The organism is Hyphomonas sp. (genome assembly GCF_037969335.1).
GTDB lineage: Bacteria > Pseudomonadota > Alphaproteobacteria > Caulobacterales > Hyphomonadaceae > Hyphomonas.
The window spans coordinates 26,885-48,205 of sequence record NZ_JBBKXE010000075.1 but is presented as its reverse complement, the minus strand read 5'-3'; the positions used below and the strand labels follow the sequence as shown (position 1 = coordinate 48,205).

Sequence of the window (21,321 nt, the reverse complement as noted above, 5' to 3'; positions counted from 1 at the left end):
CCCCTGCACCGGTCCGCGCTGTGCGTACGCCTGCGCCTGCGAGGGCTGCGCCAACCCCGGCGCCACAGCCGAAAGCCCAGCCCCGCCCGAATCCGCGGTCGTCGGACGGGATGCGATCCCGGCAAAAAGGCCGGGTTGGCAACAATCAGAACTAGATGGGAATTTTACCGCGCGTCCTGGTCTGCGCGCGGGTCGTTCCATTCCGCGGCGATGCCGTAGCCGCCGCGCCGCGTCAGCCAGAACATGCCGATCAGGTCGAAGATCCCGGCACCCAGCCGACCGAGAAAGCCGTATTTCGACACGCCAGCGAGACGCTCGCGATCATTGACCTTTTCCTCGCGTACATCCCAGCCGGCCCGCTTCACCAGTGCCGGCAGGAAGCGGTGCATCGAGGCGAAGAAGGGCAGGTCGCGGAACGCCGCCGTGCGGATCATTTTCCAGCCGCAGCCGGTATCGGTCGCGTCGTCTCGCAGCACGAAACGGCGCACGCCATTGGCGACGCGGGACTGCAGCCATTTGAAGCCGGAATCGTTGCGGCTGTTGCGCTTGCCGGCGATGATGCCGAGCCGGGGCGGCGCGCCGGGCGCGATGATCTCGGCCCAGAGGCGCGCGGTATCGTGCGGATCGTTCTGGCCGTCGCCGTCGAGCAGCTGGACCCATTGTCCCCGGGCCGATTTGAGACCGGTGAACAGGGCCGCCGACTTGCCGCGCCGGGCGACATGATTGAGCACAATGACCGTGTGCGGGTGTCTTGCCGCAGCCTCGGCCAGCTCAGCGCTGGTCGCATCGGCTGAACAATCGTTGACGCAGATGATCTCGAACGTGATGCCGGACAGCGCCGAATGCACCTCGTCGATCACGGGGTGCACGTTTCCCTCCTCGTTGAAAAACGGAATCAGGACAGAAAGCGCTGGAGAGTTCACCATGTATCCTCCCGTATAGAACATGTCTGCGGCGCGCAATTTTCGTGCTCAGAACGGGCTGAAAAATGCACGGACAAATCCACGAATACAGCACGGAAAATGCCCGGTCAGTGCCCGTAGCGCGCCAAGGCATGCATTCGATTGCACGAACATGACGTTCCGCCTGTGCCCGACCGCCAGAATCGGGTCCGGTCCTGACGGGTACGTGTTGCCAGACTTGCCAGATCAGCCCATCCCAACGCGCATGAACCCTTCCATAGAGACGATCCAAGAAAAAATCCGCGGGCTCGAGCTGGAACTCGAAGCTGAATTCGCCAAGCAACGCACGGGCCTGAAATTTGGCCTGGAGCGCGGCCGGGTCAGGTTCGAGGAAGAGGTCAAGCGACGCCATCGCCAGTTGCGCACGCACCTTGCGCGTTACGTTTTCACCGCCCGACCGCTTGTATGGCTCTCCGCACCAGTCATCTACTCGCTGATCGTGCCGTTTGCAGTGGTTGATCTCTGGGTCTCGATCTACCAGGCGATCTGCTTCCGGATATATGGCATCCCGCAGGTCCAGCGGCACCGGTACCTGGTGTTCGACCGTAGCGGGCTGGCCTATCTCAACCTGATCGAGAAGCTGAACTGCGCCTATTGTTCCTATGTGAATGGCGTGATCGCCTATGTCCGCGAAGTCGGTTCCCGCACGGAACAGTTCTGGTGCCCGATCAAGCAGGCCCGGCGTGTCATCGGCGCCCATGCCCGCTATGCCGGGTTCGAGGAATATGGGGATGGCGAGCATTACCATGAGCGACTGAAGGCGCAGCAAGCCGAGGTCAGGACGACACAGGACCCGGCCGTCCCGCTGGCAGACGGCTGAGACCGGCACATCGTGACCTGCAAACAGACTCGAACATGCGAGGCGACCGGAATACCGGGCGCTGGTTCACAGCAGTCGTGACGGAAGCTGCGACGGAGGCCGCAGCTTCCGAGAGGGCCTAGATGCGCGCGAAATCGTTGCGTGCGAGGCTGGCGACCGTGTCGAGCGTGACGGCCTTGTCGCCCAGACGGCGGCGCTGCAGATCTGACAATTCGAACGGCGCAGCATGGCCGTAATTTTCAGCCCAGACGCGGTCGACTTCCGATTTGGAGAGAGCGGCGGTCATTTTGACTTCCGACATCTCGTCCTCGTTGGAGGAATGCTTGGTTCCAGGCAGGTAGATCGTGCCGTTCGAGAAATCGACGGCGAAGGCAACGAGTCCGGGAATGAGGAACAAGAGCAGGCCGATGCCATCGAGAATGGCGACGCTCGGGTCGATGCGCCCGCCGGACTGGCCCTTGCGTTCGGGATAGAGAAGCGTGCCACAGCCGGAGAGGGCTGCGGCCAGAACGGCCGTTGAGCCACCAATCAGAAATCGGCGTTTGGTCGTGTCCATGAGTTGATCTCCCGTGATCGGACCGTGCTCACACGCAGGGCCCCTGACCCTTAAAGCCGCGGGCGGGTTAAAGGTTCCACTCCCTGGTTGCCATGCCTGCCGGGGCAAACCTCCAAGTCCCGGCGAGAGGGTTACACATCCCTGATCATTTCCAACTGGTAAACGAACGCTCACGAAATGACGGTCCCAAGTTTGGCGGATATTTGTCTAATTGCGATAGAAGAAGGGTAGCTCAATTGGGGGGGCAGGATGCCAGGCTCGATCAGATTACGCGATGTTCTTGAATCGCTCACGTTCTTCGCTTTCGTTGCAATTACAGCGCTTTGCCTGTCATTCACCTTTTCCATGGTGGTGTACCAGCTCGGCTTGCCGGCGAACCCCAGGGTATTCGTCCTGACCAATCTGGTGGTCTCGGCCTGCGTCGCCGTCCCGACAGCCGTGCTCGCGTCGCAGCATGAATACCGGCTGCGAATCTACCAGCGGCGCCTCGAGGCCCTGGCAGCGACCGACCCGCTCACTGGCCTCTACAATCGTCGTTTTTTCAGACAGGCGATGGATGACGAACTCAACCGCATGCGCCGGACGCGCCAGACGGCGGGCCTCGTTTTCTTCGACCTCGACCATTTCAAGCGGATCAATGATCGCTTTGGTCACAAGACCGGCGACGTCGTGTTGCAGGAAGTCGCTGAAAGCGCTTTCGCCGAATTGCGTGGCCCGTTCGACCGGTTGGGACGCTGGGGCGGTGAGGAATTTGTCATCCTGCTGAGCGATGTGACGTTGGAGCAGGCTGAATCCGTGTGTGAGCGGATCCGGATGCGCATTGAAAGCCTCACCGTCGAGCACAAAGGCCAGGTCATTTCTGTTACGGCGAGCTTCGGCACATGCCTGCTGGCACAGGGCGGCAATGCCGACATCGCACTTGAAACCGCAGACGCAGCGCTCTTCGAGTCCAAGAATTCGGGACGTAACAAAGTGTCGTCGCGCCGCGCCCTGGAGCTTGTCGCCTAGTCCTGGCCCATCGTTGCCAAGGCCTGCGCCACGTCCAGTTCGGCTGACAGTTTGTCGACATAGCGTGCGAAACTGCGCGCATAGAGCGGTCGGCTTTCGGCCCACCATTCGCGAATGCCGGGATTGCTGAGCGATTCCCGGAGGCGCGCTTCAGAGCCTTCCCAGAGTTCGTCCTCGAACACGCCGAAGCGGCGATGCGTGTGCAGCACTTCGAAATGCCGGAACGAGATGCTGAGGAAGTTCGAGACACGCAGGAATTCGGCCGGGGTCCAGGTTTCGCGACCGTTTTCACGCGTGATCAGTTCGGCCAGTTCGGCGCTCTCTGCGATGCGGCCGAGATTGGACGAGAGAAGCTGGGCCGATGTCTGCGCCGCAGCCATGCGGGTGAGATGGGCATTCTGGCGCAGTTGCAGGCCGATAAAGACCAGAGTCAGGACCACGGCGCCGGAAGCCATAATATTGGCGATCGTGGCAATCGTATCGAGATCCATGCGGCCCTCCCCGTTTTTCCGCCATCAAGCGCCGAGGGGCAGCGGGCGTCAACGGGAGCGGGGTGACGGCGTCCCGCGTCTGGGCTAGATGCGCTACATGTTCACGACCACGCTCATCACCCTTGTGCCAGACGCCTTTCCCGGGCCGCTCGGCGTCTCCATCCTGGAGCGCGCGCGTGAAAAGGGGATCTGGAGTCTCGAGACGGTAGACCTGCGCACCTTTGGCGTGGGCAAGCATCGCAATGTCGATGATACGCCGGCCGGCGGTGGGGCGGGCATGGTGATCCGCCCGGACGTGGCTGCGGCGGCGATTGACGGCATTCCGCGTGACGGGCGGCCACTTATTTATCTGTCCCCGCGTGGCAAGCCGTTTGACCAGCAAAAAGCGCGGGACTGGGCGGCCGGGCCGGGGCTCGTATTTTTCTGCGGTCGCTTTGAGGGACTCGATGAACGCGCCATCGAAGGGCGCAATATGGAAGAGGTATCGCTGGGCGACTTTGTATTGGCGGGAGGCGAAGTAGCGGCGATGGCCTTCATCGAGGCGACGGTGCGCCTGCTGCCCGGTGTGGCTGGAAACGAGGCCTCGCTGACAGAGGAATCCTTCGAGCAGGGCCTGCTGGAACATGCTCATTATACGATGCCGCGCGAGTGGGAAGGCCGCCCTACGCCGGACATTCTGCTGTCAGGTGACCACAAGCGGATAGAAGAATGGCGTGCGAACAGCGCAAAGACGTTGACAAAGCAGCGTCGCCCCGATTTATACGCCGCTTACTCCAAGACCCCCAAATTCCAGCCGCCGGAGACTGGCGATGAATATGATTGAACAGCTTGAGGCGGAAGAACGCGTCCGTGTCCTCGGCGACAAAAAGATACCCGCATTCTCGCCCGGCGACACGCTGGCGGTGAACGTGAAGATCAAGGAAGGCGACCGCGAACGCGTCCAGCGTTTCGAAGGCGTCTGCATTGCCCGTTCGGGCGGCAGCCTGAGCGAGAGCTTCACGGTTCGCAAGATCTCCTTCGGCGAAGGCGTCGAGCGGGTTTTCCCGCTGGTCTAGCCACTGATCGAGTCGATCGAAGTGAAGCGCAAGGGCCGCGTCCGCCGTGCGAAACTCTACTACCTGCGTGATCGTCGCGGTAAATCGGCGCGTATCGCCGAGCGTACGACGGGCCACGGTATCGAGGCTGTCGAGATCGCCGTCTCGAAGACCGAGCGCCGTCGCCAGAAGGACGCCGAGAAGCTGGCCCGCAAGGAAGCTGCTGCGGTCGATCGCGAAAACGCTGCCAAGGCCAAGCTCGAGGCTGAAAAAGCCGCTGAGGCTGCCGCTGAGGCCGAAGCCAAGGCCGCCGAAGCTGCTGCGGCTGCCGCTGCTGCCGAAACGCCAGAGGCTGCTCCGGAAGAATAGGCTCTTTCAGGCCAACCAGATCAAAAACGCCCTTGCCTCCCGGCAGGGGCGTTTTTCGTTCAATCGCTGTTGATTGGCTTGAGCCGGCCCTCCCGCCTTCCCAAATAAGGGGGGTGACCGCGACGGCATGGTGCAGACGGGCCGGTGCGGGCTTCCATCGCCCGCATCTGGCGCTATTGTGCGGCGCAACAGTGAGGAAGAACAATTCGAATGGCCGGCAAGACACTTTATGACAAGATCTGGGATGCGCATGTCGTCCATACCGATGCAGCCTCGGGCGAGAGCCTGCTCTATATCGACCTGCACCTGATCCATGAAGTGACGACGCCGCAGGCTTTTGACGGGCTGAAGACGGCGGGCCGCAAAGTGCGCCGCCCAGACCTGACACTGGCCGTGGCCGATCACAATACGCCGACCGAGCACCAGGCGCTTGGCATGGCGGGCGTGATCGATCCGGAAGCACGCAACCAGCTTGAGACGCTGACGCGCAATGTCGCCGAATACGGCATCGAATATTTCCCCATGGGCGATATCCGCAATGGCATCGTGCATGTCGTGGGGCCCGAACAGGGTCGCACCCAGCCCGGCATGACGATTGTCTGCGGCGATAGCCATACCTCGACCCACGGTGCCTTCGGCGCCTTGGCGCATGGTATCGGCACTTCGGAAGTCGAGCATGTTCTGGCGACGCAGACCCTGCGCGCGCGCAAGATGGGCAATTTCGCGGTGGAGGTATCCGGACGCCTGCAGGACGGCGTGACCGCCAAGGATCTCGCACTGCACATTATCGGCCTGATCGGCACGGCCGGTGGCACGGGCCATGTCATCGAGTTTCGCGGCGAGGCAATTGAAGCCCTGTCGATGGAAGGTCGCATGACCTTGTGCAATCTCGCGATTGAAGGCGGCGCACGGGCGGGCCTGATCGCGCCGGATGAGAAGACACTGGATTATATGAAAGGCCGCCCGGCCAGCCCGAAGGCGGGCGCATGGGAAGTGGCCGAGACCTATTGGAAGACGCTGTATTCCGACGATGACGCGGCCTGGGATCATGTTGTGCGGATTGACGGCAGCGCGGTCGAGCCGACGATCACCTGGGGCACCAGCCCGGAACAGGCGATCCCGGTATCGGGCAAGACGCCTGTGCCGGAGGAGATTGCCGACCCGGTGAAACGCGCCGCTGCCGAGCGGGCGCTGGATTATATGGGTCTTGAGCCCGGTGTGCCGATTGCCGGAACGCCGGTGCAGCGCGTGTTTATCGGCTCGTGCACGAACAGCCGGATCGAAGACCTGCGCGCCGCTGCCGCGATTGCCAAGGGCAACAAGGTGGTTGACGGCGTGCGGGCGATGGTCGTGCCCGGGTCGGGCCTGGTGCGGGCGCAGGCCGAGGCCGAGGGCCTCGACATTGTGTTGATGGAAGCGGGCTTCGAATGGCGCGAGCCGGGCTGTTCCATGTGCCTCGGCATGAACCCGGACATCCTGTCGTCGGGCGAACGCTGCGCGTCGACCTCGAACCGGAATTTCGAAGGCCGGCAGGGACGCGGCGGACGCACCCACCTGATGAGTCCGGCGCTCGCTGCGCGCGCGGCCATCACGGGCGTGATTGGCTGACAAGGCCCGCAAAAATCGGAGATATCCAATTGGCGGCGCCTCGCCCATAAGAGAGGCATTCAATTCAGGAAACGCGACATGACCCGATACACACTGCACGGCATCTTCGCCTCCGGCCCGACCTACAAGGTCGGCCTGATGCTGCACATGACAAGCACGCCCTTTGACTATGTTCATGTCGACCTGCGCTCGGGGGCGCACAAGGCGGACGCCTTCCTCGCCAAGAACCGGTATGGCCAAGTGCCGGTGCTGGACGATCACGAGAAGGACATTTGCCTGTGCCAGTCCTCGGTCATTCTCGACTACCTGGCCGACGAGACGGGCCGGTTTGGCGGCAAGGACCGGGCTGAGCGCCTGCGCGCGCGCGAATGGCAGCTCTGGGGCGCCGGACAGCTGACGACGGGCATCTATCGCACGCGGGCCCTGAAGCTCGGCTTCTTCCAGTTCCCGGAACAGGTCGCTGAAGCGAACTTCAACGCCGCGAACGGCGCGCTGAAAGAACTCAACGGCCTGCTCGACGGGCGCGACTGGCTGGTCGGCGCCGGGCCGACGATTGCCGATCTCGATATTTACGGCATTGCCGCCTATGCCCATCAGGCAGAGGTGGATCTTGCGAATTATGCCCATTTGCGCCGCTGGATGGCGAAAGTGGAAGCGCTGCCGGGGTTCAAGAATGTCGACACCGCCTTGCCAAAGGAAAGCGTGAAGGCGTGATTTCAGGACTCGACCATATCGTGCTCGTCTGCCCGGAGATTGTCTCCGGTACGGCGGTCTATGCGGCGCTGCTGGGACGGGCGCCGGACTGGCAATCCGTTTCGGAAGATGGCGCAGCGACCGCCATCTTCAGGGTCAACAATACGGCGCTGGAACTGATGGCGCCGCAGGGCGATGGCCCGGTTGCCGAGCGCCTTGGCGAGATCATTACAGAGGATGGCCCCGGCCTGAAAAGCCTCGCCTTCACGACAGCCGATATCGAGCATGCCCATCATCGCCTCACCCGGCGCGGGCTCAAGCCGCACGAGATCATGCCCGGCGAAAGCCGGAGCGATATCAGCGGCAAAACGCGAACCTGGCGCCGGTTTCGGTGTGACGATGCGGAAACGGGTGGAATCAAGACATTCCTCATCGAGCATGTGACCGGGGCGCTGGTGCCGGCGGATGCGCCGGATGGCGCGGTCGTCGGCCTTGACCATATCGTCATCAACACGCCGAACCCGGACCGGGCCGCAGCGCTTTACGGGGCCCGGCTCGGCCTTGACCTCGCGCTCGACCGGACGGCGCCGGAATGGAAGACGCGTTTCCTGTTCTTCCGGACGGGCGGCCTCACGTTCGAAGTAATCAACCGTCTCGGCGAAGACCACGATGCCAGCGCCAATGACACGATCTGGGGCCTGACCTGGGAGGTGCATGACCTCGCAGCCGCGCATGAGCGCCTGCTGGAGGCCGGGTTCAGCGTGTCGGAGATGCGCAAGGGCCGCAAACCCGGCAGCCATATCTTCACCGTTCGCGACGGCACGCTGAATGTGCCGACCCTGTTCATTTCCCATGACCCGAAATAGAATGACCCCATGAAAGCTTTCCGTACCCTCACAGGCACCGCCGCGCCCCTCATGGAGAAGGGCAAGCCGATGTCGAATGTCGACACCGACATGATCATCCCGAAACAATTCCTGAAGACGACGACCCGCACCGGCCTGTCGAAAGGCCTGTTCCACGAGTTGAAAACAAAGGCGGACGGCTCGGAAAATCCCGATTTCGTGCTCAACAAGCCGCAATATGCCAAGGCGAGCATCCTGATCGTGGGCGAGAATTTCGGCTGTGGCTCGTCGCGTGAGCATGCGCCATGGGCGCTGCTCGACCAGGGCATCACATGTGTCATCGCCCCGAGCTTTGCCGATATCTTCCACAATAATTGCTACAAGAACGGTATCCTGCCCGTGCGCCTGCCCGTGGATGTGTGTGAACGGCTCGCTGCGCAGGCGGGCGGGGCGAACCATGTGTTCACCGTCGACCTTGAAACCCAGATGGTGACGACGCCGGATGGCGCCCAGCACCCTTTCGATGTCGATCCGGGCCGCAAGGCGAACCTGCTCGAAGGTCTCGACGAAATCGGCGCCTCGCTCACATCGGCTGATGACATCAGCGAATTCGAAACCAAGCGGCGCCTGATGACGCCGTGGCTGGAGCCGGCAATCTGAACCGATCACCCGTGGAGGGAAATGGCATGTCTCGATGGAAATTCGCACTCGCTGCAATGGTGGCCCTGCCGCTGCTGGGCGCCTGTCACGGGGATATCTTCAGCATAAAGCCTGAAACGAACGCGAGCGTTCCGAAAAAGACGCCTGACGCGGACCCGGCGCCGCAGGCAGAGCCATCTGATGATGCCGAGACGCCCCCGCAATGATCGTGATCGAGGGCACCGTGCGTATTCCGCCTGCCAGGCTGGACGCGGCGCGCCCCGTGATGGAACAGATGATCCGTGCCAGCCGCGCCGAAGCAGGTTGCCTCGATTATGCCTACAGCGTGGACGTGCTGGACCCGGGCCTGATCCGGGTGTCGGAACGCTGGATGAGCCGTGAGGCACTGGCGGCGCATTTCAAGACAGCGCACATGGCGACATGGCGGTCTTTTTTCCCGCAACTTGGCATTACCGATCGGTCGCTGCGCCTTTATGAGGCAGAGCCTGAGCCGATCTGAGCCGGAGGCATTTGCAGGACAGATTCCTTGCTTGCGGCCATAAGCGCTCGTATGAAACTCGCAAGGAAAGTGAAGGATCCGGAAAATGAAACGCAAACTTGCCCTCGTATTTGTGCCTCTTTTCGTGGCGCTCGTGGCAGCGTGTCAAAGCGCGTCCGCACCGACCGAAGCCGCAGCACTGGCAGTTGTTGCGCCGACTGTTGCTCCGCCCGCCGCCGCCGAGACCGAGGTCGCTGACGCCACCCCGGAATCAACGGAGGATGTGAAAGTCGCGTCAACCGATGTCAAAGTGATCTGCCGTTCGATCAAAGTTACTGGCTCGCGATTCGCCAAGCGCGAATGCAAGACTGCTGACGCCTGGAAAAAATTTGACGAATACACGAAGCAGAACGCCAGAGAAGCCACGGACAAGGTCCAGCGCGTTGGCACAGGCAGCTCGACAGGCGGTACCTGATTGCGCCCTGCCACTTTGACGTAGAAAACCATCAAATCATGCACAGGAAATTAGAGATGAAATATATCACATCTGCCATTTCGGCCCTGATGATCGTTGGATGTCAGGCCGCGCCGGTCGTTCCTGAGGCCGTAGCTCCCGCCATGGCGACGGCTGCGCCTGAGGCGACTCAGAACGTCCAGGTTGCTGACGCGGAGGACGATATCTCGTGCCGTTCGATGAAGGAGACGGGCACCCGGTTTATCAAGCGGGAGTGCAAGACGATCACGGCCTGGAAACAGTACGATGCCTACACCAAGCAGAACGCCAAGGAAGCGACCGATGGTTTCCAGCGGCTCAGGTCCGGCTGTTCGACCCAGGCACAAGGCACCTGCTGATTGCGTGCAGGGCTTTGGGGCGTTAGACGCCGTTGCTCAGGGCACGCGCGTGTATTTCGCCTGTGCCCATAGCAAACATGTTCAGGAGGCGTCCCCGTGACATCGCAAACTATCCTGCTTCTGCCCGGTGACGGCATTGGCCCCGAAGTCATGGTGCAGGCGCGCCGCGTAGCCGAAATTCTCGTGCCCGACCTCAAGTTCGAGACAGGTCTTGTGGGCGGTTCCTCGTTTGACCTGCACGGCGAGCCTCTCACCGAAGATACGCTGGAGAAGGCGCTTCGCGCTGATGCGGTGCTTTTGGGTGCGGTCGGCGGGCCGAAATGGGCAGATGTTGCGCGCGACAAGCGTCCGGAGGCTGGCCTTCTCGCACTGCGCAAAGGACTCGATGTCTTTGCAAACCTCCGCCCGGCCTATTGCTTCCCGGCCCTGGTCGACGCCTCCAGCCTGAAACGCGAGATCATCGAAGGCCTTGACCTGATGATCGTGCGCGAGCTGACCAGCGATGTCTATTTTGGCCAGCCGCGCGGCATCGACGTGGATGATGAAGGCTATCGCCGCGGCTATGACACGGCGGTCTACACGCACCCCGAAATCGAACGCGTCACACGCGTGGCGTTCGATATCGCCCGGGGCCGGTCGGGCCGGGTCTGTTCGGTCGAAAAATCGAACGTCATGGAGTCCGGCCTGTTCTGGCGGCAGGAAGTGACGCTCGCCCATGCCGAGTTCGGCGGCGGTATCGACCTGATCCACATGTATGCCGATGCCTGCGCCATGGAACTGGTCCGTGCGCCCAAGCAGTTCGACGTCATCCTCGCGGGCAACCTGTTCGGCGACATCCTGTCGGACGAAGCCTCGATGCTGACTGGCTCGATCGGCATGCTGCCATCAGCTTCGCTCGGCGGCCCTGGTGTGCCTGGCTTGTATGAGCCTGTGCACGGGTCGGCGCCGGACATTGCCGGTCAGGGCATCGCCAATCCCTGCGCGATGATCCTGTCGCTGGAAATGGCCCTGCGCTGGTCGCTGGACCGCGAAAAGGCGGCCGACGCGCTGTTTGCCGCCGTCGGCAAGGCGCTCGACAAGGGCGCGCGCACGAAAGACCTTGGCGGCGACCTCGGCACCGAAGGCATGGCTGACATGATTATCGCCGCACTCTGAGTCGTCCCGCCGCGATTGTCGTGCTGCCGAGCCTGTGACATCTTCCTCCAAAAATAGTCGGAGGAAACGAAATGACATATGCAGGCAGCCGCCTTGTGCACGATGCTGATAGCCACCTGATGGAGTCGAGCGACTGCCTTGACCCCTATTTCGAGGCGAAACTGCTCGCGCGCTATCATGATCTTCCGGTCTACAAGTCGAAGACATCCTTCGACGATTTCGTGAATGGCCAGCTCGGCGCGCATGATGATCCAGCCTTCCGCGCGGGCGTGGCCGAGAACATTCTCCTGCGCAAGAATTACGAGGCGCATGGTGCCTTCCGGTCTGCCGACCGGCCTGAAGTGCTCGACCTGCTCGGCTTTGCCAGCCAGCTGGTGTTCACGACGTTCTGCCTCGGCAATTTCGGGCTCGACCAGGGCGACGACATGGAGCTCTGCTACGCTGCTGCCGAGGCTCATAACCGGATGATGACGGACTTCTGCGCGGTCGACCACCGCCTGTTGGCCACCGCCTATATTCCACTGGAAGATATTGACCGGTCCATCGCAACCGCGCGCAATGCCATCAAGATGGGCGCAAAGGCGCTGATGGTGCCGTCCATGTGCCCGCAGCATCATGCGCCGAGCCATGTCGGCCTCGACCCGGTCTGGGCCATGGCCGAGGAGGCGAGCCTGCCGGTTCTGTTCCATGTCGGTGGCGAGGACAAACTGAACCCGGTCTACAAGGAGAATGGCCTTCCGCCCGTGCCGGACTTTCATGGCGGCGACGACAATTTCACCTCCGTCAGCTACATGCCGATCCCGAATGCCGCCATGCAGACGCTGGCGACGATGATTTTCGACGGCGTGTTCGATCGATTCCCGAACCTGAAATTCGGCGCCATCGAGCTCGGCGCGTCATGGGTGCCCGGTTGGATGCGGTCGATGGATTCAGCGGCACATGCCTTCATGCGCAACGAGACCCGCCTGCAGGCCCTTTCGGCGAAGCCGTCCGAGATCGTGAGACGCCAGTTCCGCGCCGCGCCTTACCCACATGAGGATGCGGGCTGGATCATCGCCAATGCGGGCGAGGAGATCTGTATGTTCTCGTCGGACTATCCGCATGTCGAAGGTGGCCGCAATCCGCTCAAGCGCTTTGACGAAAGCCTGAAGGGTGCCTCGACACGTGCGGTGGAGGCCTTCTATTCCGGCAACTTCATTGACCTGATGGGCGAGGGCCTCGCGCCTGACCTGCGCCGGGAAGCGTTCCAGCAGGCCGGCTAGCTGTAGTCCGCGATCCGGCAGAGCAGGTTGCCGCGGAATTCGAAGAAGCTGGCACCGCGAATTTTCACGGTCTCGCCGGCCCGGATGCCGTTTGGAAGATCGACGGCGGCTTTGCCTTCGAATTCGATTTCGGCAGCGGCCTTGCCGGCGCCGGTGACGACATTGACCAGCCGCTGGCGGCGATAGGAAAAGGCGTTGCCTGACAGGTCTGCCACCTGACGCATCATGTCCTTGCCGTCGAGCCGCATCGACTGGCCGGAATTCGAAATATTCTCGAAGACGACGTCGTCGGTTACGCAGTCGATCATGCCGTCAATGTCGCGGGCATTGTAGCTGGCGATGTAGCGGGCAATCACTTCATCAAGCACGGACAGGTCTCCTAGGGCTCAGGGCAGGCTTTGGTCGTGCCTTACACATAACACGATGGCAACAGGCTTTGCACATGGGACAAAGATGCGTCATAAGCCTGCGGATTACAGGACGGAGCATTACATATCATGGCCACGCGGATTGCAGTTGTCGGTGCAACAGGAAATGTCGGACGGGAATTGTTCAATATTCTCGATGAGCGCCTGTTTCCCGCAGACGAAGTCTTTGCGATCGCGTCACGGCGTTCGATGGGCAAGGAAGTGAGCTATGGCGACCGGACGCTGAAATGCCACGACCTAGAGACGTTTGACTTTTCGCGCGTCGACCTGGTCCTGATGTCGGCAGGCGGCACGGTGTCGAAGCAGTGGGCGCCCAAGATTGCAGCTGCCGGCGCCATCGTGATCGACAATTCCTCGGCCTGGCGCATGGACAAGGACGTGCCGCTGGTCGTGCCGGAAGTGAATGCCGATGCCGTGATGGGCTATGCCAAGAAGAACATCATCGCCAATCCGAACTGCTCGACAGCGCAGCTGGTTGTCGCCCTCAAGCCGATCCATGACGCTGTCGGCATCACGCGGGTCGTGGTTGCGACCTATCAGTCGGTCTCTGGCGCAGGCAAGGACGGCATGGACGAGCTGTGGAACCAGACCAAGGGCATCTTCGTCAATGATGAGCCGACGCCGCAGGTCTTCCAGAAGGAGATCGCCTTCAACGTGATCCCGCAGATCGATGATTTCATGGAGAATGGCTTCACCAAGGAAGAATGGAAGATGCGCGAGGAGACGAAGAAGATCCTCGACCCCGCGATCGAGCTGGTGGCGACCTGCGTTCGCGTGCCGGTTTTTGTCGGCCATTCCGAAGCCGTGCATATCGAACTGGCTGGCCCGATGAGCGCAGCTGAAGCCAAGGCGCTCCTGCGCGAAAGCCCCGGCATCATGCTGGTCGATGATCCGAAGGAAGATCTCTATATCACGCCGAAGGAATGCGTTGGCGACTGGGCCACCTTCATCAGCCGCGTGCGCAAGGACCCGACCGTCGAGAATGGCCTCGCCTTCTGGTGCGTCTCGGACAATTTGCGCAAGGGCGCGGCCCTCAACGCGGTTCAGATCGCGGAAGAGCTGCTGAACCGGGGCGTGATCAAGTCCGAGAAACAGGCTGTCCCAGCAAATTAATCTGGCCACTTGGCTTTGATGCACGGGACCCAAATCTTGCCTGCGCAAGAATTGGGTGGCGGGAGCGTGCGGCTGGGCCTACATCGCAGGCCATGAGCACGCCGTCCTCCTCCCGCCTCGGATTCTCCGCCGCTCTCGGCGCCTATGTCATCTGGGGGTCGCTGCCGCTTTATATCCGCGCGATGAAACATATCGGTGCGGTCGAGTTTCTCGCCCACCGCATTCTGTGGTCGGTGCCGACCGCCATCCTGCTGATTGCACTGGCGGCGAACTGGCGCGATATCCGCACCGCGTTCAAATGGCACAACCTGAAATGGCTCGCTTTGTCGGGCCTGCTGATCGGGGTGAACTGGCTGATCTATATCTGGGCGGTGAACCAGGGCCGCACGATGGAGGCCTCGCTCGGCTATTATATCAACCCGCTGGTCAACGTCTTGTTCGGCATGCTGATTTTCTCTGAACGCCTGCGCCCGGCCCAATGGGTCGCCGTGGCGGTCGCTGCAATCGGTGTCGGCGTGATGACGATTGCCTTCGGCCGTGTGCCCTGGGTGGCGCTGGGGCTCTGCTTCACGTTCGCCTTCTACTCGGTGATCCGCAAGAAGGTGGCGATTGACAGCCGCGCCGGATTCCTCGTCGAGGTGGCGGTTTTGACGCCGCTGGCGCTGGCCTGGTTCAGCTGGTTCCTGCAGCAACCAGACGGTCGCCTGATGGGCACTGGCGGATGGGACATCCCCCTGCTCATGCTGGCCGGGCCGATCACCGCGACGCCGCTGATCCTGTTCGGGCTGGCGGCCAAACGCCTCAAACTCTCCACCGTCGGCATGATGCAATATATCGGGCCGACCCTGCAGTTCCTGATTGCAACGCTGGTGTTTCACGAGGCGTTCGGCTGGACCCACGCGATTGCGTTCGGGTGTATCTGGGCCGCGCTGGCAATCTATACGACCGACAGCGTGCTGGGTGAAGCCAAGGCACGGCGTCTTGCGCGCACCGCACGTCCGGCCTGAATGCAAAAAAGCCCTGACGGTCAGGGACCGACAGGGCAGGAATTGCATGTTGAGGGACCAATGTGTCCGATCTGATTGTTGCAATGCCCGTGCCAGATGGCGGTCAGATCGGCCGGCCCGTCGATACGCCAATCCAGACGGCAATCGCGACAAGTGCCAGCGCAAAGCCGATCCGGGCCGGCAAGGAGGTGCGCCAGCGCTCGAATGCGGCGCCAAGGCTGGCGCCCATGAGCACGATGGACACATGCACCCCAATGGCCAGGGCGAGGTGGATGAGGCCCAGAATAACAATCTGCTTCCAGATCGGGCCGGCAGCCGGGTCGGCAAACTGTCCCACGATGACGAGATAGAAGACGAGCGCTTTAGGGTTCAGGAGGTTCGCCACGAGGCCCCGGCGGAATCCCTCTCGCCCGTCATGCTGCAGGGCTGAGGCAGAGCCGGTGTCGGAAAAAGCCTCCCAGGCGAGATAGAGCATGAAGGCAACGCCGGCCCAACGCAGCGATTCATAGAGAACGGGCGATTCCGACAGCAAGGCCGACAGGCCGGTCGCGGCAGCAACCAGCTGGACAAACAAGCCCAGCGTCACGCCCGCGACGGCCATCATGCCCGCCCGCCGTCCTGATTTGGCCGACAGCGCGGCGAGCCAGCCCATATTCGGGCCCGGAGTCAGCTCGACGGCCGCCATGGCGATCAGGAAAGCCGGCCAATCGACATGACTGAGCATCTTAGAGACACCCGTAAACGGCGTTCACCAGGCGCACGGCGCGCGGGTCGCCGACGAGCACATTCGACTGCTTGTTCATGACATAGGCGCAGGTCAGTCGCCGGCCCGCGTCGGCGATGGCCATCGAGCCACCCCAGCCGCAATGCCCGACTGTATCCGGATTGGGCCCGAACAGGCCGTGCGTATTGCGCATGATGCCGGCACCGAAACTGGTCGACATGTTGAGCACAAGGTCCGGCCCATCGACCCTGGGTCGCACGAGGTCCTGAAAGGTGCTCGCGGGCATCAGCTTTGTGCCCGTCACCGCGCCATCATGCGCGTAAGCATCATACAGCGCGGCGACGCTTGCAGCCGTCCCATGTCCATTGGCCGACGGAATTTCGATTTCCCGCCAGATCGCACCGCCGCGATTGGGAGACGACCATTTGGTGCCAAAGGCGGCGCGCTTCGGCGCGGTCATCTCGCCCAGTTCGGGCAGGGCAGATGGTCGGCGAATGTCGGCGCAGCGTGCGTGCTCGCTGGCGGGCAGGCCGATATGGAAGTCGATTCCCTTGGGTTCGCAGACCGTTTCGCGCAGCCATGTGCCCAGCGTTCTGCCGCTGAGGCGACGGGCGAGTTCGCCGACGAAATAGCCCCATGTCAGCGGATGGTAGCCATGGGCGGTTCCGGGCGGCCAGAGGGGGGCGAGCTCGGCTATGGCCGCCGCGCAGGCGGGCGGGTCAAGCCAGAGGTCAGGATCGATTTCGTGGATGAAGCCGGGCAGGCCGGCCTGGTGGCTGACCAGCTCACCGATCGTCACCGCCTCTTTGCCATTGGCGGCGAATTCCGGCCAGATATTGGCGACCCGCGTTTCATAACCCTCATCAAGTTCCGCCACGAGCGCGGCCAGCACGATCGCGGAAATGCCCTTTGTGGTCGAATAGATCGGCACCAGCGTTTGCGCGTCCCAGGCCTTGGTCTTCTGCCGGTCGGCCCAGCCGCCGAGGAGATCAACGATGAGTTCCCCGTCCTGCAACACGGCAAAGCCAGCGCCGAGTTCGCAATCATCTGCGAAGTTTGCTGCGAACGCCTCCCGGACGGGTTCGAACCCCGTCGCGACGTGTCCTGAAACCGGAAAGTCTGGCATGGCGTTCCCTTTGGTCATCTTGATCTTTTTGAACAATGAGGCCACCCCTTCCCCAATCCCGAGTCAACCGTCAAGGACCACCCCATGTCAGCCCAAGCCCACCGCCCGCGCCGCTCCTGCCTCTATATGCCGGGTGCCAATGCCCGGGCGCTAGAAAAGGCAAAGGGCCTGTCGGCCGACACGTTGATTTTCGATCTCGAAGATGCCGTCGCACCTGAGGCCAAGGCAGACGCACGCGCGGCGATCCTGAATGCCGTACAGGGCGGCGGTTATGATCCGCGTGAGATCGTCGTGCGGATCAATGGTCTCGACACAGAATGGGGCGAAGAAGACCTGAAAACGGCAGTCAAAGCGGGCGCAGACGCCATTCTTGTGCCGAAAGTCGTGTCGGGCGCCGATATTGACCGCCTCGACACCGCGCTGACGGCTGCGGGCGCGCCGGCCGACTTTGGCCTCTGGGTGATGATCGAGATGCCGCTCGCCATTCTCAACATCAAGGAGATTGCCGAAGCGGCTCAACGCACACGGCTTGTCGCTTTCGTGATGGGCACGAACGACCTCGCCAAGGAATACCGCGCCCGTCCGACACCTAACCGGATCGCTTTCCAGACCGCGCTTGGCCTCAGCATGGCGGCGGCCCGGGCCTATGGCCTCGTCGCGATTGACGGCGTGTTCAACGATATCAAGGACGAAAACGGCCTGATGGACGAATGCGAACAGGGCCGTACGCTCGGATTCGACGGCAAGACGCTGATCCATCCGTCCCAGCTTGAGTCAGCGAACCGGATCTTCGCGCCGAGCCCGCATGATGTCGAACAGGCGAAAGCCGTGATCGAGGCCTTCGCCGACCCCGAAAATGCCGGCAAGGGCGTCCTCAAGGTCAATGGCAAGATGACCGAACTGCTTCATCTTGATGAAGCGCGCCGCACGGTGGCCATGGACCAGGCCATCAAGGCGTTTGAAGCCGCCTGAACCGGAGACCATCATGACCTATACCCTTCTCCACAATCCCGGATGCAGCACCTCGCGCAAAGGGCTGGAACTGCTGCACGAGAGCGGAATCCAGCCGCGCGTGCGCAAATACATGACCGTGTCCGAGCAGCTCAGCCTGGAAGAGCTCGTGGATCTTGCCGCGAAACTGGGGGGCGTTTCGCCCCGTGACTTCCTGCGCCAGAAGAATGCCGCTGATGCGGGTCTGTCCGAGACGGCCAGCGACGCCGAGGTCTTCGCCGCCATGGCCGAGAACCCGAAACTGATCCAGCGCCCGATCGGCATCAAGGGGAAGAAAGCTGTCCTCGGTCGGCCCGTCGAACGCCTGCTCGATCTGAGCTGATACGGAATTTGCTGCGAAAACCCGCCTGCGGGGTCGGATTCGATCAAATTTCACCGATTGCGGCGACAGAAAATCAGCCTTGATGCGCGATAGTGCGCCCATGATGCTGATCCTGTTCACCCTTGCGGCCCTGCTGATCGCCTTTTCCGGCTTCTGCATGTTTGGCCTGCCCTACATGCTGATGGGGCCGCGGGCCGTCGACCAGTTCATCGAACGGACGGACCAGCAGGTTATGGCTGCCTGTCTTGTGGCTGCGGCGATTTCGCTCGTTCTGCTGCCTTTTTCCGCTTCCGGCTTGATTTCGAACGGCAGCCACGTGCAGGTGTTTGCAGAAACCCTGACTGGCTTCATCGGACGCGTCTGACCTCCTGAACGCGCCGGCTGGAGCCTCACACGTGCGAGGCGGCAGATGGCGAGCGAACAGAAATCCAAACCCGGAAACTATTTCGAGGACTTCCATGTCGGCATGGATATCGTCCATGCGACGCCCCAGACGCTGACTGAAGGCGATATCGCCCTCTACCGCGCCATGACCGGCAATCGTTTCGCCCAATATTCCTCGGCCGAGTTCGCCAAGTCTGCCGGCCTGCCGGGCCTCTGTATCGACCCGCTGCATGCTTTCCATGTCGTTTTCGGCAAATCCGTACCGGACATTTCTCTGAATGCCGTGGCGAACCTTGGCTATGCCGACGGGCGTTTCTTCCTGCCGGTCATGCCGGGCGATACGCTGAACACCGTATCCAAGGTGATCGGCATCAAGGAAAATTCCAACGGCAAGACCGGTGTTGTCTGGGTCCGCACGACCGGGTTTAACCAGCACGGCGAGACAGTCATGTCCTTCGTGCGCTGGGTCATGGTCAACAAGTACGAGATGGACAATCCGGCACCCGAGCCCGTCCTGCCTGATTTGCCAGCGGCCGTGCCCGCAGGCGAACTCGTCGGTTACCCGGAGATGAAAACCTGGGACATGGCCCTCGCTGGCAGCCCCCACACGTTTGGCGACTATGCGGTGGGCGAGAAGATCAACCATGTCGACGGCATGACGGTGGAAGAGGCTGAACACCAGATCGCCACCCGCCTCTACCAGAATACGGCGAAAGTGCATTTCGATGCGCATGGGCAGAAGGACAGCCGCTTCGGCAAGCGTCTGATCTATGGCGGCGTCGTCATCTCGATTGCCCGTTCGCTCGCATTCAACGGCCTTGCCAATGCCGGCCAGATGCTGGCCATCAATGCCGGCAGCCATGTCAGCCCGCTATTTGCCGGTGACACGATCTATGCCTGGAGCGAAGTGCTCGACAAAGCAGAACTGTCGGACACGTGTGGTGCCTTGCGCCTGCGCCTCGTTGCCGTGAAGGACCAGGATCCGGGCGCTTTCGCCTACAAGGGCGATGACGGCAAGTATGCCAGCGGCGTCCTGCTCGACTTTGACTATTGGGCCGCCATCCCAAAGCGTTGACCGCTTAGTGCTTCCGTCCGGACGCGGCATGCCTATATAGTCGGGCATGAGCGGATATGGCCCTTTTGACGGTTTTACGATTGCGGCCATGGTGCTGGCGGTCGTCTTGTCTGCACTGGTCAGCCTGATTGGCACGTCGGCCCGGCGGCGCTCGATCGCCATCGGGGAAGCGCGGGCTGCGGATCTGGCCGAAATGACGGGCATTCTCGACCCGAAACAGCTTCTGGCAGAGTTCGGTCCGCCCGACATGGGCCGGGTCTGGCGTACCGTGACACTGCATGACGTGCGCCGTGCCCGCCAGCCGCAGGGCTGGCTGATGTCCAGCGACCTTGTCGACTATGGCTGTGTGGCGATTGCGATCCTGTCGCTCTTCATCTCCCACACGCTGATGTATGGTGCATTGGTGTTTGTCCTGTGTGTACAGGTCGGCGGCTGGGTGGTTGCCAGCCGGCTCCCAAAGTAGCGATTTGAATCGCCCGGTTTGACGCCGGCAAAAAACGGAATACACAACCGCAATGAGAGTCTGGAAGATGAATGGTGCCGGCAATGCGTTTGCCGTGTTTGATGCCCGCTCGACGCCCTTTGCGCCGACGGTTGAGCAGGTGCGCCAGATCGCGGCTGACCTGCAGGCCGATCAGGTGATTGCGCTCGAACGCGATGCGACCAAGGACGTGTTCATGCGGATCTGGAATGCCGATGGCGGCGAAGTGGCGGCCTGCGGCAATGGTGCCCGCGCCGTGGCCTACCTGATCCTCGAAGAAACCGGCAAGCCGATGGTCACGATCCAGACCGAGGCCGACATGCTGAAAGGCTACAAGGCCATCGACGGCCTTGTCAGGGTCGATATGGGCTCGCCGCTGATGGGCTGGGAAGACATTCCGCTGGCAGAAAAGATGGACGTGCGCGGCGTCGACGTGAAGATCGGCCCGATGGACAAGCCCATCCTGTCGCGCCCGGCTGTTGTCTCCATGGGCAATCCGCATGCCGTCTTCTTCGTGAAAGATGTCGATGCCTATGACATTCCGGCGATCGGACCTCTGGTGGAGTGGCATCCGCTGTTCCCGGAGGGCACGAATGTCGGATTCGCGCAGGTGCTCGACAGGAACAATATCCGGCTGCGTGTCTGGGAACGTGGGGCCGGGCTCACCAAGGCCTGCGGCACAGGCGCCTGCGCGGCGCTCGTCTGCGCGGCCCGAGCCGGGCTGACAGAGCGCACGGTCAAGATGATTCTGGATGGCGGCGAACTGCTGATCGACTGGCGCGAAAGCGACGACCATGTCTACATGACAGGCCCCGTCGAGCTGGAATTCGAGACGGTAATCTGAACGCCGACTGGCC

27 protein-coding genes and 1 pseudogene are annotated in these 21,321 nt (G+C 61.9%); 22 read left to right on the top strand and 6 right to left on the bottom strand.

Features of this window, described 5'->3' with window-relative positions; translation table 11 throughout:
* Nucleotides 1–164: 164 nt before the first annotated feature.
* Nucleotides 165–926: a glycosyltransferase family 2 protein gene (locus AADA04_RS06175; RefSeq protein ID WP_340692375.1), complete on the bottom strand. Its 762-nt coding sequence runs from the start codon at nt 924–926 to the stop codon at nt 165–167.
* 241 nt (nt 927–1,167) lie between these two features.
* Here AADA04_RS06175 and AADA04_RS06170 point away from each other — a divergent pair, with 241 nt between their 5' ends.
* Nucleotides 1,168–1,782: a hypothetical protein gene (locus tag AADA04_RS06170; protein ID WP_340692374.1), complete on the top strand. Its 615-nt coding sequence runs from the start codon at nt 1,168–1,170 to the stop codon at nt 1,780–1,782.
* A 118-nt stretch (nt 1,783–1,900) separates the two neighbouring features.
* Here the strand turns inward: AADA04_RS06170 and AADA04_RS06165 are convergent, their stop codons facing one another.
* The gene (locus AADA04_RS06165; RefSeq protein WP_340692373.1) at nt 1,901–2,338 is read right to left on the bottom strand and encodes a hypothetical protein; all 438 of its coding nucleotides are present in this window, start codon (nt 2,336–2,338) and stop codon (nt 1,901–1,903) included.
* A gap of 249 nt (nt 2,339–2,587) precedes the next feature.
* Between AADA04_RS06165 and AADA04_RS06160 the strand changes: the two genes are divergently transcribed.
* Nucleotides 2,588–3,346, top strand: a complete 759-nt coding sequence (locus AADA04_RS06160; RefSeq protein ID WP_340692372.1) for a GGDEF domain-containing protein — start codon at nt 2,588–2,590, stop codon at nt 3,344–3,346.
* Here the strand turns inward: AADA04_RS06160 and AADA04_RS06155 are convergent.
* Nucleotides 3,343–3,837 (bottom strand): hypothetical protein, encoded by a 495-nt coding sequence (locus AADA04_RS06155; protein WP_340692371.1) that lies wholly within the window; start codon nt 3,835–3,837, stop codon nt 3,343–3,345. The genes AADA04_RS06160 and AADA04_RS06155 overlap by 4 nt on opposite strands.
* Before the next feature lie 97 nt (nt 3,838–3,934).
* On the opposite strand from AADA04_RS06155, the gene trmD reads away from it, so the two are divergent.
* The 12 genes and pseudogenes from trmD (at nt 3,935) to AADA04_RS06095 (ending at nt 12,793) form a co-directional block, all read left to right on the top strand.
* Nucleotides 3,935–4,660 carry a tRNA (guanosine(37)-N1)-methyltransferase TrmD gene (trmD, locus tag AADA04_RS06150; RefSeq protein ID WP_340692370.1) on the top strand — a complete coding sequence of 242 codons (726 nt, stop codon included), beginning with the start codon at nt 3,935–3,937 and terminating at the stop codon, nt 4,658–4,660.
* Nucleotides 4,647–4,994, top strand: a pseudogene (gene rplS, locus AADA04_RS06145) (50S ribosomal protein L19); the annotation flags it as partial. The gene trmD and the pseudogene rplS, both read left to right, overlap by 14 nt.
* A 456-nt stretch (nt 4,995–5,450) precedes the next feature.
* Nucleotides 5,451–6,848, top strand: a complete 1,398-nt coding sequence (gene leuC / locus AADA04_RS06140) for a 3-isopropylmalate dehydratase large subunit (protein WP_340692369.1) — start codon at nt 5,451–5,453, stop codon at nt 6,846–6,848.
* A 78-nt stretch (nt 6,849–6,926) separates the two neighbouring features.
* Complete coding sequence (locus AADA04_RS06135; RefSeq protein ID WP_340692368.1) at nt 6,927–7,562, top strand: glutathione S-transferase family protein; 636 nt, start codon at nt 6,927–6,929, stop codon at nt 7,560–7,562.
* Nucleotides 7,559–8,407 carry a VOC family protein gene (locus AADA04_RS06130; protein ID WP_340692367.1) on the top strand — a complete coding sequence of 283 codons (849 nt, stop codon included), beginning with the start codon at nt 7,559–7,561 and terminating at the stop codon, nt 8,405–8,407. Before AADA04_RS06135 ends, AADA04_RS06130 begins: the two co-directional genes overlap by 4 nt.
* A gap of 9 nt (nt 8,408–8,416) precedes the next feature.
* Nucleotides 8,417–9,046 carry a 3-isopropylmalate dehydratase small subunit gene (gene leuD, locus AADA04_RS06125; protein WP_340692366.1) on the top strand — a complete coding sequence of 210 codons (630 nt, stop codon included), beginning with the start codon at nt 8,417–8,419 and terminating at the stop codon, nt 9,044–9,046.
* 26 nt (nt 9,047–9,072) lie between these two features.
* Nucleotides 9,073–9,252, top strand: coding sequence for a hypothetical protein (locus tag AADA04_RS06120; RefSeq protein ID WP_340692365.1), 180 nt, complete (start codon nt 9,073–9,075; stop codon nt 9,250–9,252).
* Nucleotides 9,249–9,545, top strand: coding sequence for a putative quinol monooxygenase (locus AADA04_RS06115; RefSeq protein WP_340692364.1), 297 nt, complete (start codon nt 9,249–9,251; stop codon nt 9,543–9,545). Before AADA04_RS06120 ends, AADA04_RS06115 begins: the two co-directional genes overlap by 4 nt.
* Nucleotides 9,546–9,630: 85 nt before the next feature.
* Nucleotides 9,631–9,999 (top strand): hypothetical protein, encoded by a 369-nt coding sequence (locus AADA04_RS06110; protein ID WP_340692363.1) that lies wholly within the window; start codon nt 9,631–9,633, stop codon nt 9,997–9,999.
* A gap of 56 nt (nt 10,000–10,055) precedes the next feature.
* Nucleotides 10,056–10,376 (top strand): hypothetical protein, encoded by a 321-nt coding sequence (locus tag AADA04_RS06105; protein WP_340692362.1) that lies wholly within the window; start codon nt 10,056–10,058, stop codon nt 10,374–10,376.
* A gap of 96 nt (nt 10,377–10,472) precedes the next feature.
* Nucleotides 10,473–11,531: a 3-isopropylmalate dehydrogenase gene (gene leuB / locus AADA04_RS06100; RefSeq protein ID WP_340692361.1), complete on the top strand. Its 1,059-nt coding sequence runs from the start codon at nt 10,473–10,475 to the stop codon at nt 11,529–11,531.
* 71 nt (nt 11,532–11,602) lie between these two features.
* The gene (locus AADA04_RS06095) at nt 11,603–12,793 is read left to right on the top strand and encodes an amidohydrolase family protein (protein ID WP_340692360.1); all 1,191 of its coding nucleotides are present in this window, start codon (nt 11,603–11,605) and stop codon (nt 12,791–12,793) included.
* Here the strand turns inward: AADA04_RS06095 and AADA04_RS06090 are convergent.
* Nucleotides 12,790–13,161 carry a nuclear transport factor 2 family protein gene (locus AADA04_RS06090; protein WP_340692359.1) on the bottom strand — a complete coding sequence of 124 codons (372 nt, stop codon included), beginning with the start codon at nt 13,159–13,161 and terminating at the stop codon, nt 12,790–12,792. The genes AADA04_RS06095 and AADA04_RS06090 overlap by 4 nt on opposite strands.
* A gap of 129 nt (nt 13,162–13,290) precedes the next feature.
* Between AADA04_RS06090 and AADA04_RS06085 the strand changes: the two genes are divergently transcribed.
* Complete coding sequence (locus tag AADA04_RS06085) at nt 13,291–14,334, top strand: aspartate-semialdehyde dehydrogenase (RefSeq protein ID WP_340692358.1); 1,044 nt, start codon at nt 13,291–13,293, stop codon at nt 14,332–14,334.
* A gap of 92 nt (nt 14,335–14,426) precedes the next feature.
* Complete coding sequence (gene rarD / locus AADA04_RS06080) at nt 14,427–15,341, top strand: EamA family transporter RarD (protein ID WP_340692357.1); 915 nt, start codon at nt 14,427–14,429, stop codon at nt 15,339–15,341.
* Nucleotides 15,342–15,444: 103 nt separating this feature from the next.
* On the opposite strand, the gene AADA04_RS06075 is transcribed toward rarD, so the two are convergent.
* Both AADA04_RS06075 and AADA04_RS06070 read right to left on the bottom strand, forming a co-directional pair.
* On the bottom strand, nt 15,445–16,065 hold the full coding sequence (locus AADA04_RS06075; RefSeq protein ID WP_340692356.1) for a LysE family translocator: 621 nt from the start codon (nt 16,063–16,065) through the stop codon (nt 15,445–15,447).
* A gap of 1 nt (nt 16,066) precedes the next feature.
* Nucleotides 16,067–17,209, bottom strand: coding sequence for a serine hydrolase domain-containing protein (locus AADA04_RS06070; protein ID WP_340692355.1), 1,143 nt, complete (start codon nt 17,207–17,209; stop codon nt 16,067–16,069).
* A 66-nt stretch (nt 17,210–17,275) separates the two neighbouring features.
* Here AADA04_RS06070 and AADA04_RS06065 point away from each other — a divergent pair, with 66 nt between their 5' ends.
* The 6 genes from AADA04_RS06065 (at nt 17,276) to dapF (ending at nt 21,308) form a co-directional block, all read left to right on the top strand.
* Entirely contained in the window at nt 17,276–18,163 is an 888-nt protein-coding gene (locus AADA04_RS06065) for a CoA ester lyase (RefSeq protein ID WP_340692354.1), read from the top strand.
* A 13-nt stretch (nt 18,164–18,176) separates the two neighbouring features.
* Nucleotides 18,177–18,524, top strand: a complete 348-nt coding sequence (locus AADA04_RS06060; RefSeq protein WP_340692353.1) for an arsenate reductase family protein — start codon at nt 18,177–18,179, stop codon at nt 18,522–18,524.
* Nucleotides 18,525–18,603: 79 nt separating this feature from the next.
* A complete protein-coding gene (locus tag AADA04_RS06055; protein ID WP_340692352.1) occupies nt 18,604–18,888 on the top strand; it encodes a hypothetical protein in 285 nt (94 codons plus the stop codon).
* Between the two features lie 45 nt (nt 18,889–18,933).
* Nucleotides 18,934–19,983, top strand: a complete 1,050-nt coding sequence (locus AADA04_RS06050) for a MaoC family dehydratase (protein WP_340692351.1) — start codon at nt 18,934–18,936, stop codon at nt 19,981–19,983.
* 46 nt (nt 19,984–20,029) lie between these two features.
* On the top strand, nt 20,030–20,446 hold the full coding sequence (locus AADA04_RS06045) for a hypothetical protein (protein ID WP_340692350.1): 417 nt from the start codon (nt 20,030–20,032) through the stop codon (nt 20,444–20,446).
* Nucleotides 20,447–20,498: 52 nt separating this feature from the next.
* Entirely contained in the window at nt 20,499–21,308 is an 810-nt protein-coding gene (dapF, locus tag AADA04_RS06040) for a diaminopimelate epimerase (RefSeq protein ID WP_340692349.1), read from the top strand.
* Nucleotides 21,309–21,321: the final 13 nt, after the last annotated feature.